The sequence below is a fragment of the Sphingobium sp. DN12 genome (assembly GCF_051058005.1).
GTDB classification, from domain to species: domain Bacteria; phylum Pseudomonadota; class Alphaproteobacteria; order Sphingomonadales; family Sphingomonadaceae; genus Sphingobium; species Sphingobium yanoikuyae.
This window is the reverse complement of sequence record NZ_CP173717.1, coordinates 614,010-629,506: the sequence shown is the minus strand read 5'-3', so window position 1 is coordinate 629,506 and position 15,497 is coordinate 614,010. Positions and strand designations below refer to the sequence as shown.

Annotated in this window: 14 protein-coding genes; 3 read left to right on the top strand and 11 right to left on the bottom strand. The window is 65.3% G+C overall.

Features of this window, described 5'->3' with window-relative positions:
- Positions 1-859 precede the first annotated feature (859 nt).
- Positions 860-1,297 carry a universal stress protein gene (locus tag ACI6S0_RS03085; protein WP_434404909.1) on the top strand — a complete coding sequence of 146 codons (438 nt, stop codon included), beginning with the start codon at positions 860-862 and terminating at the stop codon, positions 1,295-1,297.
- A gap of 97 nt (positions 1,298-1,394) precedes the next feature.
- Complete coding sequence (gene yghU, locus ACI6S0_RS03080) at positions 1,395-2,264, top strand: glutathione-dependent disulfide-bond oxidoreductase (protein ID WP_434404908.1); 870 nt, start codon at positions 1,395-1,397, stop codon at positions 2,262-2,264.
- 145 nt (positions 2,265-2,409) lie between these two features.
- On the opposite strand, the gene ACI6S0_RS03075 is transcribed toward yghU, so the two are convergent.
- Positions 2,410-3,021, bottom strand: a complete 612-nt coding sequence (locus ACI6S0_RS03075) for an NAD(P)-dependent oxidoreductase (RefSeq protein ID WP_434404907.1) — start codon at positions 3,019-3,021, stop codon at positions 2,410-2,412.
- Positions 3,022-3,131: 110 nt separating this feature from the next.
- On the opposite strand from ACI6S0_RS03075, the gene ACI6S0_RS03070 reads away from it, so the two are divergent.
- A complete protein-coding gene (locus tag ACI6S0_RS03070) occupies positions 3,132-3,524 on the top strand; it encodes a winged helix-turn-helix transcriptional regulator (protein ID WP_434404906.1) in 393 nt (130 codons plus the stop codon).
- Here the strand turns inward: ACI6S0_RS03070 and ACI6S0_RS03065 are convergent.
- The 10 genes from ACI6S0_RS03065 to truB form a co-directional block, all read right to left on the bottom strand.
- Complete coding sequence (locus ACI6S0_RS03065) at positions 3,521-4,549, bottom strand: acyltransferase family protein (protein WP_159365610.1); 1,029 nt, start codon at positions 4,547-4,549, stop codon at positions 3,521-3,523. The two genes, ACI6S0_RS03070 and ACI6S0_RS03065, sit on opposite strands and share 4 nt — an antisense overlap.
- A gap of 77 nt (positions 4,550-4,626) precedes the next feature.
- The gene (locus tag ACI6S0_RS03060; RefSeq protein ID WP_004211293.1) at positions 4,627-4,944 is read right to left on the bottom strand and encodes a hypothetical protein; all 318 of its coding nucleotides are present in this window, start codon (positions 4,942-4,944) and stop codon (positions 4,627-4,629) included.
- A gap of 114 nt (positions 4,945-5,058) precedes the next feature.
- Positions 5,059-7,170 carry an NAD-dependent DNA ligase LigA gene (gene ligA, locus ACI6S0_RS03055; protein ID WP_434404904.1) on the bottom strand — a complete coding sequence of 704 codons (2,112 nt, stop codon included), beginning with the start codon at positions 7,168-7,170 and terminating at the stop codon, positions 5,059-5,061.
- 243 nt (positions 7,171-7,413) lie between these two features.
- On the bottom strand, positions 7,414-7,788 hold the full coding sequence (locus ACI6S0_RS03050) for a putative quinol monooxygenase (protein WP_434404903.1): 375 nt from the start codon (positions 7,786-7,788) through the stop codon (positions 7,414-7,416).
- A gap of 53 nt (positions 7,789-7,841) precedes the next feature.
- Positions 7,842-9,506, bottom strand: a complete 1,665-nt coding sequence (gene recN / locus ACI6S0_RS03045) for a DNA repair protein RecN (RefSeq protein ID WP_434404902.1) — start codon at positions 9,504-9,506, stop codon at positions 7,842-7,844.
- A gap of 52 nt (positions 9,507-9,558) precedes the next feature.
- Positions 9,559-10,347: an outer membrane protein assembly factor BamD gene (locus ACI6S0_RS03040; protein WP_037492082.1), complete on the bottom strand. Its 789-nt coding sequence runs from the start codon at positions 10,345-10,347 to the stop codon at positions 9,559-9,561.
- 67 nt (positions 10,348-10,414) lie between these two features.
- Positions 10,415-11,434 carry a sensor histidine kinase gene (locus tag ACI6S0_RS03035; RefSeq protein WP_434404901.1) on the bottom strand — a complete coding sequence of 340 codons (1,020 nt, stop codon included), beginning with the start codon at positions 11,432-11,434 and terminating at the stop codon, positions 10,415-10,417.
- Between the two features lie 146 nt (positions 11,435-11,580).
- The gene (gene pnp, locus ACI6S0_RS03030) at positions 11,581-13,896 is read right to left on the bottom strand and encodes a polyribonucleotide nucleotidyltransferase (RefSeq protein ID WP_434404899.1); all 2,316 of its coding nucleotides are present in this window, start codon (positions 13,894-13,896) and stop codon (positions 11,581-11,583) included.
- Positions 13,897-14,098: 202 nt separating this feature from the next.
- Entirely contained in the window at positions 14,099-14,368 is a 270-nt protein-coding gene (gene rpsO / locus ACI6S0_RS03025) for a 30S ribosomal protein S15 (protein WP_434404898.1), read from the bottom strand.
- A 17-nt stretch (positions 14,369-14,385) separates the two neighbouring features.
- A complete protein-coding gene (truB, locus tag ACI6S0_RS03020; protein WP_434404897.1) occupies positions 14,386-15,432 on the bottom strand; it encodes a tRNA pseudouridine(55) synthase TruB in 1,047 nt (348 codons plus the stop codon).
- Between the last annotated feature and the right edge of the window lie 65 nt (positions 15,433-15,497).

The following is a 15,497-nucleotide window of genomic DNA, read 5'->3' as shown; positions in this document are numbered from 1 at the left end:
AACAGCACAGGGCCACGCGCCTGTCGAAGTTCACAGTGTAAACGGGGTTTCCGGGCCTTTTGCACCGCCAACGCGCCGGGAACGCGTCGACTGCGCGCCTGCCGCGCGTCGGGGGTGTGGGGGCGTGGGTCAGCGGCGCGCGCCCGTCATGCGCCGGCGAGGCGACGGCGACGCGCCACCTATGCGCCTGCCGCGCGTCGATCAGGCTACAGGCGAGGCAGAGGCGGCGATGCGGAGAAAGGCGCTGGTCCATCGCGCAGGGTAGATCAGAAATCGGGCATGTAGGATAGGGTGGCGCGAAGCGAGCATCTCCCGTCATTGCGAGTGGAGCGAAGCAATCCATCTCGCGCCAGTGGATTGCTTCGCTCCGCTCGCAATGACGATATCCGGCTTTGACGGCTGACGACCAGAAGCGGACGTTTCCTACTCCCCTCCCTTCCAGGGAGGGGCCGGGGGTGGGTGCGCCGCGTAGCGGCGGTCTACGGTCGATAGGGCAGAAGCTCGCTACGCTCGCAACCCACCCCAACCCCTCCCTGGAAGGGAGGGGCTATGTCTTGTTCCCACCCTATTCGTCATTCCCGCGCAGGCGGGAATCCATCTCCTGACCTCGCATCTGGTCCGAAGCTGGTGAGATGGATCCCCGCCTGCGCGGGGATGACGCTGTGAAACAGGTGGTCAGCTTCCCACCCCACTCCGCCATCTCAGCGACGGGTGGGAATGGCCCGGCTTGCCCCCTGCCCCATTGCCCGGCGATTGCGGCATATCCTTATTCATGTCGGGTCGGGAATCTTTGATGGCTGGAGCATCCCGCGCGCGCGTCGGTGGTTGGATTGCGTATAAGCGATAAGAGGAGAGCGCCATGTCCTACGCCACGATCGTCGCCGCCGTCGATGTCAACGCCCCCAATCTCGCCCGTGCCGCCATTGCCGGCGCGGCCGATGTGGCGGGGAACCAGGGCGTCGTCCATCTGCTCTATGTCCGCTATTATCTGCCGACCCGCTATTCCGAGCTGCTGGACGGCAGTTTCGACGAGAATGAGGAGCGCGATGCGCTGGCGGCGATGAAGACATGGGCGAGCGAGGCCGGGCTGGCGCCCGATCGCACCCATTTCCTGACCCGGCGCGGGCGGGTGCGCGACGAGGTGCTGAGCGAGGCGGCGCGGCTGAAGGCCGACCTGGTGGTGATCGGATCGCACCAGCCCTCGCTCACGTCCAAGCTGTTGGGGTCCAATGCGTCGGCGATCATCCACCAGTCGCCGGTCAGCGTGCTGGTGGTGCGGACGCAGGCAGCGGAATAGCAGAAATAATCAACAGCGGTTGAGCGGCGCTCGGTTGCGGCGGGCGAACGCCGTTCCTACCTGCCGGGCATCAGAGATTTATCGGAGCGATGCCCGCATGACCGACAGCTATACCCCGCCCGCCGTCTGGATTTGGGACAAGGACAAGGGCGGTGCCTTTGCTAATATCAATCGGCCGATCGCCGGCGCTACCCATGACAAGCCGTTGCCGGTCGGCCCGCATCCGCTGCAGCTCTATTCGCTGGGCACGCCCAATGGGCAGAAGGTGACGATCCTGCTGGAGGAGTTGCTGGAGGCGGGCGTCACGCAGGCCGAATATGATGCCTGGCTGATCCGCATCGGCGATGGCGACCAGTTCGGCAGCGGCTTTGTCGAGGTCAATCCCAACAGCAAGATCCCCGCGCTGATGGACCATAGCGTGTCGCCGCCGCAGCGCGTGTTCGAATCCGGCGCGATCCTGCTCTATCTGGCCGAGAAGTTCGGCAAGTTCCTGCCGACCGATCCGGCCAAGCGCACCGCGGCACTGAGCTGGCTGTTCTGGCAGATGGGCAGCGCGCCGATCCTGGGCGGCGGCTTTGGCCATTTCTTCGCCTATGCGCCGGAAAAATACGAATATCCGATCAACCGCTACACGATGGAAGTGAAGCGGCAGCTGGACGTGCTGGACCGGCATCTGGCGGACAACGAATATCTGGCCGGCGACGAATATTCGATCGCCGATATTGCGATATGGCCCTGGTATGCGGGCGTGCTGCTGAACCGGGTCTATGGCGCAGCGGAATTTCTGGACGCGGGCAGCTATACCCATGTGCTGCGCTGGGCGAACCAGATCGATGCGCGCCCGGCGGTGAAGCGCGGGCGGATCGTCAACAAGACCAACGGGCCGCTGGAGGATCAGCTGCACGAGCGGCATGACGCCGGCGACTTTGCCACCAGGACGCAGGTCAAGCTGGAGGGGGTGGCCTGACACCCATTCCATAGCTTCCGTTCGTTTCGAGCCTGTCGAGAAACGGGAAGCACGGACGGAGGGGCGAAGATGCGCGGTCATGCACCGGCCCCTCCACCGCCTGCGGCGGTCCCCCTCCCCAAGCCAAGCTTGGGGAGGAATTTCGTCAATAGCCCACGGTGAAGCGCTGGCGGCTATGTTTCGGCGTTTCGATCTCGTCGGCGAGCGCGATGGCATAGTCGGCATAGGAGATGCTGCTATTGCCCTCGCCATCGACCAGCAACTGATCGGTGCCGAGACGGAATGTCCCCTTGCGATCACCGACGAAGAACAGGGCGGAGGGCGAGAGGAAGGTCCAGTCGAGATCCGCCACGCCGCGCAGATAGGTGAGGAAATCGCCACCCCGGCCGGCTTCCGCCTTATAGGCTTCGGGGAATTCCGGCGTATCGATCAGCTTGACGCCCGGCGCGACCTCCAGGCTGCCGGCGCCGCCGACCACCAGATAGCGCGCCACGCCCGACGCACGGACCGCGCCGACCAGCGCGGCCGGATCGGTGTCGGCGAACATGACGGCGCTGACCACTGCATCATGGCCGGCGAGCAGCGCACTGAGCGCGGCGGCATCATTGATGTCGCCGGCGACGGCAGTGACGCCGGCATCCTGCACCGCATTTTCGGGATGACGCGAGATCGCCGTCACCTGATGGCCGCGGCGGGCCAGTTCCGCGCTGATTTCCCGCCCTGCCCGGCCGCTGCCGCCGATGATCGCGATCTTCATGTTCCATTCTCCATGGGTAGTTACCGATGGAAACCAGATAGCGATTGGGATATCATGATCGCAAGAAGGCACTTTGCCATCACCTGGTTACGCCGAGGAAACCGCCTGCCATGACTGCGCCCACGCCCCTGCCCCGCACTGGCGACGCCTATGATCCCGATTGCCCGACCCGCCATGTGCTGGACCGGATCGGCGACAAATGGGCGGTGCTGGTGATGCTGACGTTGAAGGACGGGCCAGTGCGGTTCAACGATCTGCGCCGGCGGATCGGCGCGATCTCGCAGAAGATGCTGTCGCAGACATTGAAAAGCCTGGAGCGCGACGGGCTGGTGAGCCGCGCCGCCTATGCCACGGTGCCGGTGACGGTGGAATATCGGCTGACAGAGATGGCGCAGGGGCTGATCGGCATATTGGACCAGATCACCCGCTGGGCCGAGGGCCATGTCGGCGCGATCATGGATGCCCGCCGGGCGCATGACGCGCGCGAGGCAGAGGCCGCCTAACCGGCCTGGGTGGCGCGCTGGCCCTGTGACGCGGTGCGGTCGCGCCACCAGCGGTTGATGCGGCGGGCGGCGGGACGCTCGACGCCATAGGTGAGCGCGCTTGCCAGCAGCAGCGAGGCTGCGGTCGCCAGCAGGAAGCCGATCCAGGTCGACAGGCCGGCGCGGTCGACCAGGTTCATGATCGCCAGCCCGGCATTATGATGGATGAGGTAGAGCGCGTAGCTGATCGCGCCCAGCCAGAGCAGCAGCCGATGGCGCAGGAAGGGCAGCCAGCCGCGCAGCATCGCGGCGAAGATCGCCATCACCAGCAGCGCGGCGACCAGATATTCGCGCGGGTCGGCCCAGGCGATCGTCGCCAGCGCCGCGACGAAGAAGGGCGCCTGCTGGCCCCAGCGGCGATGGCCCGACCAGATGCGGTAGAAGAGCATGCCGATGATGAAGAAGGGGATATAGTCGAGCACCAGCAGCATGACGAGGCGGCTGGGCATCGCGTGCCAGCCGGCGATCGCGGCCTTGATCGCGAGCCAGCCGAGCAGCAGCCATTCGAGCCGGGCAAAGCCGCGCCCCATCCAGATCGCCAGCATGCAGCAATAGAAGGCGAGTTCGACACCCAGCGTCCAGTAGACGCCGTCAACCGCGGGCAGGTAGAAATAGCCCTGCAGCATCGTCATGTTGACCGGGATCACCCAGGCGGGCGGCAGCAACTGGCCAGCGCCGAGCAGCAGGACGATGCCGATCGAAAGCGCCATCGCGGCCCAATAGACCGGGAAAAGCCGAGCGAAGCGCTTGACCGCGAAATCGGCGGCGCTGCGCGTCCCTTCCAGCGAGAAGGCGATGACGAAGCCGGAAATGGCGAAGAAGAGCAGCACGCCATAGCCGCCATGTTCGAACAAAGGCGGCAGGCGATGACCGTGCGGGAAGAGCTTGGGGTAGATGTTGAAATAATGGAAGAGCAGCACGGAAAAGGCCGCGATGCCACGCAGCGCGTCCAGTTCCTGCAATCGCGTCCTGCCCTGCCCCATCATCCCCCTGCCCTACGCCCCCACGCGATAAGATTGGGTAAATTTGCGTGAACGATAGCGCCCGCGCCGGGGCGCCGGCTTCAATTGCCGTCGGCGTCGACCATGAACTGCATCGGCTTGCCGCGCGATTCCGGTTCCCAGCCGGCCGCCAGCGCCGCCCGCACGCCGCGCGCGACGATGGCATCGTTGATCTGGAGCCGGCCGCGCGCCAGTCCTTTGAGCAGGCGCTTGGGCGGCGGAAATTCCAGCACGGCGCCGCGCTGCGTCCCCTGCTGCTGCAGGGCGACGGTCATGCCGCGCCAGCCATCGGCATCGCTCCATTGCGGTTCGCGCCGCACTTCCCAATCATAATGCGCGCCGTCGACCAGGACGGTGCCGCTGTTGTTGCTGTTTGACATGATGATCGCCCTATAGAGCATAATCCATTCATTCTGAATGGATTATGCTCTACTTTCCTTTTATTTTCCGCATTTTCCGAGCCAGCAGATGATACCATCTGCTTCGAAAATGCTCTAGCCTGCCGCCCTAACAATGTCAGCCCAGGCTTCTTCGCTAATCACCTCGATGCCGAGCGCCGTCGCCTGTTTGAGCTTCGATCCCGCGCCGGGGCCAGCGACGACCAGATCGGTCTTGGCGCTAACCGATCCCGCCGCCTTGGCGCCCAGCCGCTCTGCCTGTGCCTTGGCCTCGTCGCGGCTCATCGTCTCCAGCTTGCCGGTGAAGACGATGATCTTGCCGGTGACGGCGCTGGCGGTGGTCTCTACGACATAATCGGGCGGCGACACTTCGGAGAGGAGATCGTCCCACGCCTCGACATTATGGGGTTCATGGAAGAAATCGGCGAGCGCATGGCCCACGGCGGCGCCGACATTCTCGACCCCGATATGCTCGGCGATGGCCTTGTCCTTCTTGGCCTGGGTCTCATGCTCCTGATCGCGCAGGGCAATGATCTCGTCCGCCAGGGTGCGCAGCGCAGGAAGCGTGGTGTAGCGCTTGAGCAGATCGCGCGCGGTGACGGCGCCGATATGGCGGATGCCGAGGCCGAACAGCAGCTTGGCGGCATCAGGCGCGCGCTTCGCCTCGATCGCGGCGAGCAGATTGTCGACCGACTTTTCCTTCCAGCCCTCACGCCCGAGCAGTTCGCCGGCATGGGTGCGCAGGCGGAAAATGTCGGCCGGCTCCTTGATCCAGCCAAGGTCGAGAAATTCCTCGATCGTCTTTTCGCCCAGCCCCTCGATATCGAGCGCCGCGCGGCTGACGAAATGGCGCAGCCGCTCGAACCGCTGGGCGGCGCAGATCAGGCCGCCGGTGCAGCGATAATCGACTTCCTCCTCCTCGCGCACCGCTTCCGATCCGCAAACCGGGCAATGGGTGGGGAAGGGAAAGGGTTCACGCGCTTCGTCCCGCGTCAGATTGTCGACCACCTGCGGGATGACGTCGCCGGCGCGCTGGACGACGATGCGGTCGCCCGGCCGCACGCCCAGCCGTTCGATCTCGTCGGCATTGTGCAGCGTGACGTTGGAGACGACGACGCCGCCGACCGTCACCGGGGTCAGGCGCCCGACCGGGGTCAGCTTGCCGGTGCGGCCGACCTGGATGTCGATCACCTCCAGCGTGGTCTGGGCGCGTTCGGCCGGGAATTTATGGGCGATCGCCCAGCGCGGCGCCTTGGCCACGAAGCCGAGCCGCTGCTGCCAGTCGAGCCGGTCGACCTTGTAGACGACGCCGTCGATATCGAAGGGCAGGTCGGCGCGCGCGCGCTCGATCGCGCGATAATGGGCCAGGATCGCGTCGATGCTGTCGACGCAGACCAGCATGTCGGACACGGGCAGGCCCCAGCCCGCGATGGCCTGCATCACGCCCAACTGGGTGTCGGCGGGCAGCGCGCTATGGGCACCCCAGCCATGGGCCAGGAAGCGTAAGGGACGGCTGGCGGTGACGCTGGCATCCTTCTGGCGCAGCGACCCGGCGGCGGCGTTGCGCGGGTTGGCGAACTGACGCGCCTTGTCGGCATCCTCCGCCTCGTCCAGCAGCCGCTGGTTGAGGGCGACGAAATCCGCCTTGGCCATATAGACCTCGCCCCGCACCTCGAACAGGTCGGGGATGGCTTCGCCGGTCAGGCGCTGCGGGATGTCGGCGATGGTGCGGACATTGGCGGTCACATCCTCGCCCGTGGTGCCGTCGCCGCGGGTCGCGGCCAGCACCAGTTCGCCCTGCTCATAGCGCAGCGAACAGGACAGGCCATCGATCTTCGGTTCGGCGGTCATCGCCACCGGCGCATCCTCGGCCAGCGCCAGGAAGCGGCGGACGCGGGCGGCGAACTCTGCGATATCCTCGTCGGCAAAGCCATTGTCGAGGCTCATCATGCGGACCGCGTGCGGCACTTTCTTCAGCGTCGAGGTGGCGGCGGCGCCGACTTGGCGGTTGGGCGAGTCGGCGCGGGTCAGATGCGGGAAGGCCGCTTCGAGTGCGTTGTTCTCGCGGATCAGCGCGTCATAGTCCGCGTCGCTGATCTCCGGCTCATCCTGATCATGATAAAGGCGGTTATGCTTCGCCACCTCCCTGGCAAGGCGCATCAGGCGGTTGGCGGCTTCGGCTTCGGTCATTTGCGTAGGGTCAGTCATTTATTCAGATGCTCAAACAAGGCCAGGATAGAGAAAAGAGCCACCAATAGCGCGCTGACGATCACATAAGCTATCAAAAGTGGCTTCAAAGAACGGTTCTTAAGCAGTCCTCCAACGAGAAACGGCAGAAACAAAACGCCTAACGTAACGGGAATCGAAAATAGCAATTGAACCAACGTAAGTGGCATGCGCTAGGCCCTCGTCGAGAGCGCCCTGCAAAGGCGGGCACTATGATATCAGGATTCAGATTCCCGCCACCGGCACGGTTTCAAAATGCTGGGGGAAGCCGGCGATGATCGGGCGCGCCCTGGCGATGGCGGCGCGGACAGCGGGGAGTTTCAGCGAAGCGGCATGGCTTTCGCGGCTGTCCCAGACTTCGGTGATCCAGAGCGCGTCGGGATTGGCGGTGTCGAGCGCCACGACATAGGAGAGGCAGCCGGGCATCGCGCCGATCGCGTCTTTCAGATATCCGACCAGTTCGTCGCGCTTGCCCGGCGTGCTGAGCATCTGGCCGATCAGGCCGTAGCGCGGCTTTGCCTCCTGCGCGGCGGCGGGCATGGCGGTTGCGGCCAGCGTCGCGGCGGTCAGGCCGAGCATGTCTCTGCGATTATGGGTCATGCGGCTATCCTATCCTCGTCATTGCGAGCGTAGCGAAGCAATGACGAAATGTCTTAGGCTCGTTCCAGCAGCCGTTCCGCCTGCGCCCGTGCTTCGGCGGTGATTTCCGCGCCGGAGAGCATGCGGGCGATTTCCTCGCGACGTTCGCCATCGCTCAGCGCGTGGACGCCGGTGCGCGTCACCGTGCCGTCGCTCGACTTGGCGATCAGCATATGGCCGGCACCGCGCGCCGCGACCTGGGGGCTGTGGGTCACGACGAGAATCTGGTTGCTCTGCGCCAGGCGCGACAGGCGCTCGCCGATCGCATCGGCCACCGCGCCGCCGACGCCCCGGTCGATCTCGTCGAAGATCAGCGTGTCGGCCCCGCCCCGCTCCGCCAGCGCGACCTTGAGAGCGAGGATGAAGCGGGACAGTTCGCCGCCCGAGGCGATCTTGGCGAGCGGCGCGAAGGGGGCGCCGGGATTGGTCGAAATCTCGAACTCAACCCGGTCCATGCCGGCGCCGCTCCATTGCCCTTCGTCGAGCGGGGCTACGACAGTGCGGAAGCGGGCGGCGTCCAGCTTCAGCGGCGCCAGTTCGCCCGCGACCGCCGCGTCGAGCCGGCCGGCGGCCAGCTGACGCTCGGCCGAGAGCGCCTGGGCGGCTGCGCGATAGGTTGCGGCCTTGCGCGCGACATCGGCTTCGAGCGCGGCAATATGCTCCTCCCCGCCCTCGATCGCGGCGAGGCGCGCGCCCATCTCGTCGCGCAGCGCGGCGAGATCGTCGGGCGCGACCTGATGCTTGCGGGCCAGGCCGCGCAGGTCGAACAGCCGGGTCTCGATCGTATCCAGCCGGGCGGGGTCGAAGCTCAGCGCCTCGGCCGCCTCGGCCAGCTTGTCCTCCGCCTCGCCCGCTTCAATCACGGCGCGGTCCAGCGCTTCCAGCACGGCGGAGAGCGGTTCATATTCGCCCGCGATCCGGTCGAGCCGGCGGGCGGCCTGGCGCAACTGGGCAAGGCCACCGTCCGAGCCGGTCAGGCAATCGGTGACGGCGGACAGGTCATCGGACAGGCGCGCGCCCTTCTGCATGGTCGCGCGCTCCTCCGCCAGAGTGGCTTCCTCGCCGGCTTCGGGCGCGAATTTCGACAGTTCGGCGACGGCATGGTCGAGATAGTCGCGGTCGCGCGCAGCATTGGCCACGGTATCGCGCGCCTGCGCCAGATCGGCGGCGGCGGCGCGCCAGGCGGTGTAAGCGGTGGCGACCGCCTCCGCCTCGCACCGGCCATAGGTGTCAAGCAGCGCGCGGTGGCCGCGGGCGTTGAGCAGGCCGCGATCGTCATGCTGGCCGTGGATTTCGACCAGCGCCCCGCCCAGGTCGCGCAGCAACGCGGCGGAACAGGCCTGGTCGTTGATGAAGGCGCGGCTGCCGCCATCGGCCTTGACCGTGCGGCGGATCAGCAGCGGTTCGCCGGCTTCGATCTCGATGCCATTGTCGGCCAGCAGCAGCGCGGCACGATGGCCGGCGGGCGGCGGATCGAAGCTGGCGGTGACGCTGGCCTGCGCCTCCCCAGCGCGGACGAGGCCGCTGTCGGCGCGGGCGCCGAGCGCCAGCCCCAGCGAATCGAGCAGGATCGACTTGCCCGCGCCGGTTTCACCGGTGAGGACGGACAGGCCGGCGCCGAACTCCAGGTCCAGCGCCTCGATCAGCACGACATTGCGGATGGCAAGCGAGGTCAGCATGGCGCCTGTCTACCTGCCATCGCACAAAAGGGGAACAAATAAAGCGTGCGCCTCAGCTCTTGACCGGATGCTGCTGCATCAGCTTGTAGCTGCGCTCATACCATTTGGTGCCGGGATAGTTACGCCCCAGCACGGCGGCGGCCTTCTGCGCTTCGGCCGGGATGCCGAGCGAGAGATAGGATTCGACCAGACGCTCCAGCGCTTCGGGCGTGTGGGTGGTGGTCTGGAACTTGTCGATCACGGTGCGGAAGCGCAACGTGGCGGCGAGCCACTGGCCCCGGCGCTGGTAGAAGCGGCCCAGCTCCATTTCCTTGCCGGCGAGGTGGTCATTCACCAGGTCGACCTTCAGACGGGCGTCGGCGGCATAGCGGGTGTCGGGATAGCGGCGGATCAGTTCGCCCAGCGCATCCATCGCCTGCTGCGTGATCTTCTGGTCGCGGGTGACGTCGGCAATCTGCTCATAATAGCACAGCGCGATCAGATAATAAGCGTAGGGCGCGTCCTTGTTGCCGGTGTGGATCGACAGGAAGCGCTGCGAGGCCGCGATCGATTCCGGATAGTCGCGGTTCATATAATAGCTGAACGCCGACATGAGCTGCGCGCGGCGCGCCCAGGGCGAATAGGGATGCTGGCGCTCGACCTCATCGAACAACGCGGCGGCGAGCTTGTACTGGCCGCGATCGAGGCGGGCCTTGCCGCTGTTGTAGAGGGTCGACACGTCGCGGGCGACGTAGAGGGTGTCGGCCTTGTTCTTCGATGTGGAGCAGCCGGTCAGCACAGGCGAGGCGATCAGGACCAGAGTGGTGGCCGCGCCGATGCGCGTCAGGGTTTTCGTCAGCATGCGCCGGGTCATAGCCGAGCGGATCGCCGTCGCCAAGCGCCAGAATGTTGCAGAACGTTAAGCCGTGTCAGCGCGTCTGTTGCGGCAGGTCGAGGCAGGCCATGGCGCCGCCATCCGGCGCGGGTTCCAGCCGGAAACGGCCGCCAAGCTGCTGCGCCAGCGCGACGGCGATGCGCAGGCCGATGCTGGTCGGTCCGTCGGGCATGGTCCCGTCGGGCAGGCCGCGCCCGTCGTCGACGATGCGCAGGTGGAGCGCGCCGTCCGCCTGCTGCTCCAGCGTCACCGCGACGCGGCCGGCGCGATCGGGCAGGCCATGTTCGATCGCGTTGCTGACCGATTCCGCCACGATCAGCGCCAGCGGCACGATGACATCGGGTTCCAGCGACAGGCCATCGGGCGCGCAGATGGTGCAATCGATATCGGTGCGGCCGGACGCATCGACGATATCGGCGCAGAGCATGACCATGAAGGCGCGCAGTTCCTGCCCCTGCCCAGAGGGGTCATAGAGGGCGCGACTGATCTTGCCGATCAGGGCGAGGCGGGCGGCGGCATCGTCCAGCGCGCGACGGGCGACATCATTGTCGATCTGGCGCCGCTGAAGCGAGAGCATGGCGGCCACCACCTGAAGATTGTTCGACACGCGGTGCTGGAGTTCGCGGAACAATAATTCGCGATTCTCGGCCAGGGCGCGGCTGCGCTCTCGCTCCACCGCCAGGTTGAAATTGGCGCGCTGCATGAAGTGGATGAGCAATATGTCGACGGCCACGACCATCGTGTAGAAGATCAGCGCCATGGCGACGCCGGGGTTGAAGGCCAGCGCATAGAATGGCGGGATGAAGCAATACCAGGACAGCAGGCCGCCGACGATGGCGGCAAAGATGCCCGGACGCACCCCGAACAGGAAGGAGGAGAGGATGACCGCCGGGAAGAAGGTGACGAAAGGATAGCCGACCGGCAGCAGCGTTTCCGCCGCGACACGCGCCAGCCAGGCGAGCATGCAGAGCAGCAGGCTCAGCGCATAGCCATAGACCGGTCTTGGAAGCACGAGCGGCAGGCGCTCGACAAACCGCTCATTCCTGCGTTGCATGGACATTCCCCCGGAACCGTGACGCGAGCGTATCAGATGTCATCCCCCGCGCCTTGATCGAAATCAGGCCTGACGGGATTCGTCACGAAAAAGGGCGCCCGGTCGAACCGGACGCCCCATTTTCCTGTCAGCGATGATGCTGCCGATCAGTCCTGGGTCAGGAAGTCGGGCAGGCCGGCGTTGGAGCCGTCATCGTCGCCCTTGCCTTCGCTGCGCGGGCCACGGTCGCGGCGCGGGCCACGATCGCCACCACGACCGCCACGGTCGCCGCCGTCACGGCGCGGGCCGCGACCACGATCGCCGCGATCACCACGGTCGCCGCGCGGTTCACGCGGTTCGCGAGCCGGACGGGTGTCTTCCAGTTCCTCGCCGGTTTCCTGATCGACGACGCGCATCGACAGGCGAACCTTGCCGCGCGGATCGATCTCGAGGACCTTGACCTTCACTTCCTGGCCTTCCGACACGACGTCGGTCGGCTTCTCGACGCGCTCATTCTTCATTTCGCTGACGTGGACGAGGCCGTCCTTGCCACCCATGAAATTCACGAACGCACCGAAGTCGACGATGTTGACGACCTTGCCGGTGTAGATCTTGCCGACTTCCGCTTCCTCGACGATGCCGAGAATCCACTTCTTGGCAGCTTCGATCTGGGCGGTGTCGGACGACGAAATCTTGATGATGCCTTCGTCGTCGATGTCGACCTTGGCGCCGGTTTCGGCGACGATCTCGCGGATGACCTTGCCGCCGGTGCCGATGACGTCACGGATCTTCGACTTGTCGATCTGGATCGTCTCGATGCGCGGGGCGTGCGCCGACAGTTCGGTGCGGGTCGAGGACAGGGCCTTGTTCATCTCACCCAGGATGTGGGCGCGACCTTCCTTGGCCTGGCGCAGGGCGGTCTCGAAGATTTCCTGCGTGATGCCGGCAACCTTGATGTCCATCTGCATGGTGGTGATGCCGGCTTCCGTGCCAGCGACCTTGAAGTCCATGTCGCCGAGGTGATCCTCATCACCCAGAATGTCCGAGATGACGGCGAAGTCGCTGCCTTCCAGGATCAGGCCCATGGCGATGCCCGACACCGGACGCTTGAGCGGAACGCCCGCGTCCATCATCGAGAGCGAACCACCGCAGACGGTGGCCATCGACGAGGAACCGTTCGACTCGGTGATGTCCGAGAGAACGCGGATGGTGTAGGGGAATTCGTCCTTGGTTGGCAGCACCGGGTGCAGCGCACGCCAGGCGAGCTTGCCATGGCCGACTTCACGACGACCCGGCGCACCGAAGCGGCCCACTTCACCGACCGAATAGGGCGGGAAGTTGTAGTGCAGCATGAAGTTTTCATAGTGCAGGCCGGTGAGGCCGTCGATCATCTGCTCGGCGTCCTTGGTGCCCAGCGTGGTGGTGCAGATGGCCTGCGTTTCACCGCGCGTGAACAGGGCCGAACCATGGGTGCGCGGCAGGAAGCCGACCATCGCCTCGATCGGACGGATCTGGGTGGTGGTGCGGCCGTCGATGCGCTGGCCGTCCTTCAGGATGGCACCACGGACGATTTCGGCTTCCAGCTTCTTGGTCAGCTTGATGCCGGCCATCACGGTCTGGGCGTCGAGGCCGTCTTCCGTGAACATCGCCTTCGCCTTGGCGCGGGCTTCGTTCAGGGCGTTCGAGCGAGCCGACTTGTCGGTCAGCTTGTAGGCGGCGGCGATGTCGCCACCGATCAGATCCTTGAGTTTGGTCTTGAGCGCGCCGAGATCGTCGCCCTTGGCCATTTCCCACGGATCCTTGGCGGCCTTTTCGGCCAGCTGGATGATCGCGTCGACGACCTTCTTGCTCGCTTCATGGGCGAACAGGACGGCGCCGAGCATGACGTCTTCCGACAGTTCCTTGGCTTCGGATTCGACCATCATCACGGCGTTGCTGGTGGCAGCGACGACCAGGTCGAGTTCGCCGGCCTTCACTTCGTCCAGCGACGGGTTCAGCTGATATTCGCCATCCTTGTAACCGACGCGGGCAGCGCCGATCGGGCCCATGAAGGGCACGCCCGACAGGGTCAGGGCAGCGGAAGCAGCGATCATCGCGACGATGTCGGGCTCGCTCTCGCCATCGAACGACATCACCTGGGCAATGACGTTGATTTCGTTGTAGAAGCCTTCGGGGAAGAGCGGGCGGATCGGACGGTCGATCAGGCGCGAAACCAGGGTTTCCTTCTCGGTGGCGCCACGCTCACGCTTGAAGAAACCACCCGGAATGCGGCCGGCGGCCGAATATTTTTCCTGATAGTGAACGGTCAGCGGGAAGAAGTCCTGGCCGTCCTTCACCGACTTGGCGGCGGTCACGGCGCACAGCACCACGGTTTCGCCATAGGTTGCCAGCACGGCGGCGTCGGCCTGACGCGCGATCCGGCCGGTTTCGAGGGTCAGCGTCTTGCCGGCCAGCTCGATCGAAACTTTCTTTACATCGAACATATATGTTCCTTTGCCCACCTGGCCCTATTGCCGGGCGGGGCCTCATATGCGGACGAAACCGGTCCGCGGCGGTTGTGGAGCATCGTATGGCCCCTGAAACGAAACGGGGCGCCGGATTGCGCCCGTCCCGAATGACATCCCCAAAAGGACGTCCGTTAGAATCGGAAACGGCCCCGAATGGGGCCGTCCCTTATTAGCAGGCTTACTTGCGCAGGCCCAGCTTGGTGATGACGTCGGTGTAGCGAGCCGCATCCTTCTTCTTCAGATAGTCCAGCAGCGAACGACGCTTGTTGACCAGCATCAGCAGGCCGCGACGGCTGTGGTTATCCTTGTGGTGACCCTTGAAATGCTCGGTCAGGTTCGAGATGCGCTCCGACAGGATCGCAACCTGGACTTCCGGCGAACCGGTGTCGCCTTCGACGCGGGCATGTTCCTTGATCAGCGCTTCCTTGCGCTCTGCAGTGATCGACATCGGGCTTCCTTTCGTATCTAGAGATTGAAGCCGCGCACCACCCGGATCTCCGGGCCACTGGACTCCACCAGCGCGACGGGCGTATCGCCCAACATCGCCAGCAGGAGACCGGTGTGCGGTTTCCCCATGAGCATCTTCCCCTGTCGGAGTGCCAATGCTTCATCGGGAGAGACTGCAAGAGCCGGGATATCGTCCAGCCCTGCCGTCAACGGGAGCATAAGCTCGCCGATGTCGCCGCCCCTAGCAGCTTCGTCCAGTTTGTCCAGCGAAATCGCGGTTTCCAGGGTGAAGGGCCCGGCCTTGATCCGCCGCAACATGGTGACATGGCCGACCGTGCCGAGCGCCAGCGCGATGTCGCGGGCGAGGGAGCGGATATAGGTGCCCTTGGAGACATGGGCACGCAGGGTGACGGCGGCCAATTCCTCCCCGGCACGGGGAGGAGGACCATGCGAAGCATGGTGGAGGGGCACGCCCCCCCTATCCTGCCCATCCAAAGTCACATCCAGCCCATCCAAAGTCACATCCAGCGGCGCCTGCCCCTCCACCCCGTCGCTGCGCGACGCGGTCCCCCTCCCCGTTCCGGGGAGGAATAGTTCATGGATCGTCACCGATCGCGTCTTCATCTCCACTTCCTCCCCCTTGCGGGCGAGGTCATAGGCGCGCTGTCCGTCGATCAGGATCGCGCTATAAGCGGGCGGCGCCTGCTCGATCGGACCGGTGAAGCGCGGCAGGATGGCTTCCAGCTGGGCCAGCGTCGGGCGCACCTCGCTTTCCGCGATGACCTTCCCCTCCAGATCGAGCGTGTCGGTCTGTGCGCCGAAGGCGATGGTGAAATCGTAGATCTTGTCGCTGTCGAGCATCCGGCCGGCCAGCTTGGTCGCCTCGCCGATCGCGATCGGCAGCACGCCGGTCGCCAGCGGATCGAGCGTCCCGCCATGGCCAACCTTCCATTTCTCCGTGCCGCCCAGCACCTCGCGCTGGGTCCGCAGCGCGCGCTTCACTGCGCTGACCGCCTGGGTCGAGCCGAGGCCATGGGGTTTGTCGAGGATGATCCAGCCGTGCATGGCGGCGCGCTCTATAGCGCCCGCCCTGCCCTGTCAGCCCTTATCGCATCCTTACGTCCGTTCGT

Bases quoted from the DNA above. Each gene is read 5' to 3' on its own strand.
- ACI6S0_RS03070 (WP_434404906.1), top strand. From the start codon at position 3,132: ATGACTGCGCCCACGCCCCTGCCCCGCACTGGCGACGCCTATGATCCC.
- pnp (WP_434404899.1), bottom strand. From the start codon at position 13,896: ATGTTCGATGTAAAGAAAGTTTCGATCGAGCTGGCCGGCAAGACGCTG.
- ligA (WP_434404904.1), bottom strand. From the start codon at position 7,170: ATGACTGACCCTACGCAAATGACCGAAGCCGAAGCCGCCAACCGCCTG.
- ACI6S0_RS03065 (WP_159365610.1), bottom strand. From the start codon at position 4,549: ATGATGGGGCAGGGCAGGACGCGATTGCAGGAACTGGACGCGCTGCGT.
- ACI6S0_RS03035 (WP_434404901.1), bottom strand. From the start codon at position 11,434: ATGCAACGCAGGAATGAGCGGTTTGTCGAGCGCCTGCCGCTCGTGCTT.
- truB (WP_434404897.1), bottom strand. From the start codon at position 15,432: ATGCACGGCTGGATCATCCTCGACAAACCCCATGGCCTCGGCTCGACC.
- ACI6S0_RS03050 (WP_434404903.1), bottom strand. From the start codon at position 7,788: ATGACCCATAATCGCAGAGACATGCTCGGCCTGACCGCCGCGACGCTG.
- ACI6S0_RS03085 (WP_434404909.1), top strand. From the start codon at position 860: ATGTCCTACGCCACGATCGTCGCCGCCGTCGATGTCAACGCCCCCAAT.
- ACI6S0_RS03075 (WP_434404907.1), bottom strand. From the start codon at position 3,021: ATGAAGATCGCGATCATCGGCGGCAGCGGCCGGGCAGGGCGGGAAATC.
- rpsO (WP_434404898.1), bottom strand. From the start codon at position 14,368: ATGTCGATCACTGCAGAGCGCAAGGAAGCGCTGATCAAGGAACATGCC.
- recN (WP_434404902.1), bottom strand. From the start codon at position 9,506: ATGCTGACCTCGCTTGCCATCCGCAATGTCGTGCTGATCGAGGCGCTG.
- yghU (WP_434404908.1), top strand. From the start codon at position 1,395: ATGACCGACAGCTATACCCCGCCCGCCGTCTGGATTTGGGACAAGGAC.
- ACI6S0_RS03040 (WP_037492082.1), bottom strand. From the start codon at position 10,347: ATGCTGACGAAAACCCTGACGCGCATCGGCGCGGCCACCACTCTGGTC.
- ACI6S0_RS03060 (WP_004211293.1), bottom strand. From the start codon at position 4,944: ATGTCAAACAGCAACAACAGCGGCACCGTCCTGGTCGACGGCGCGCAT.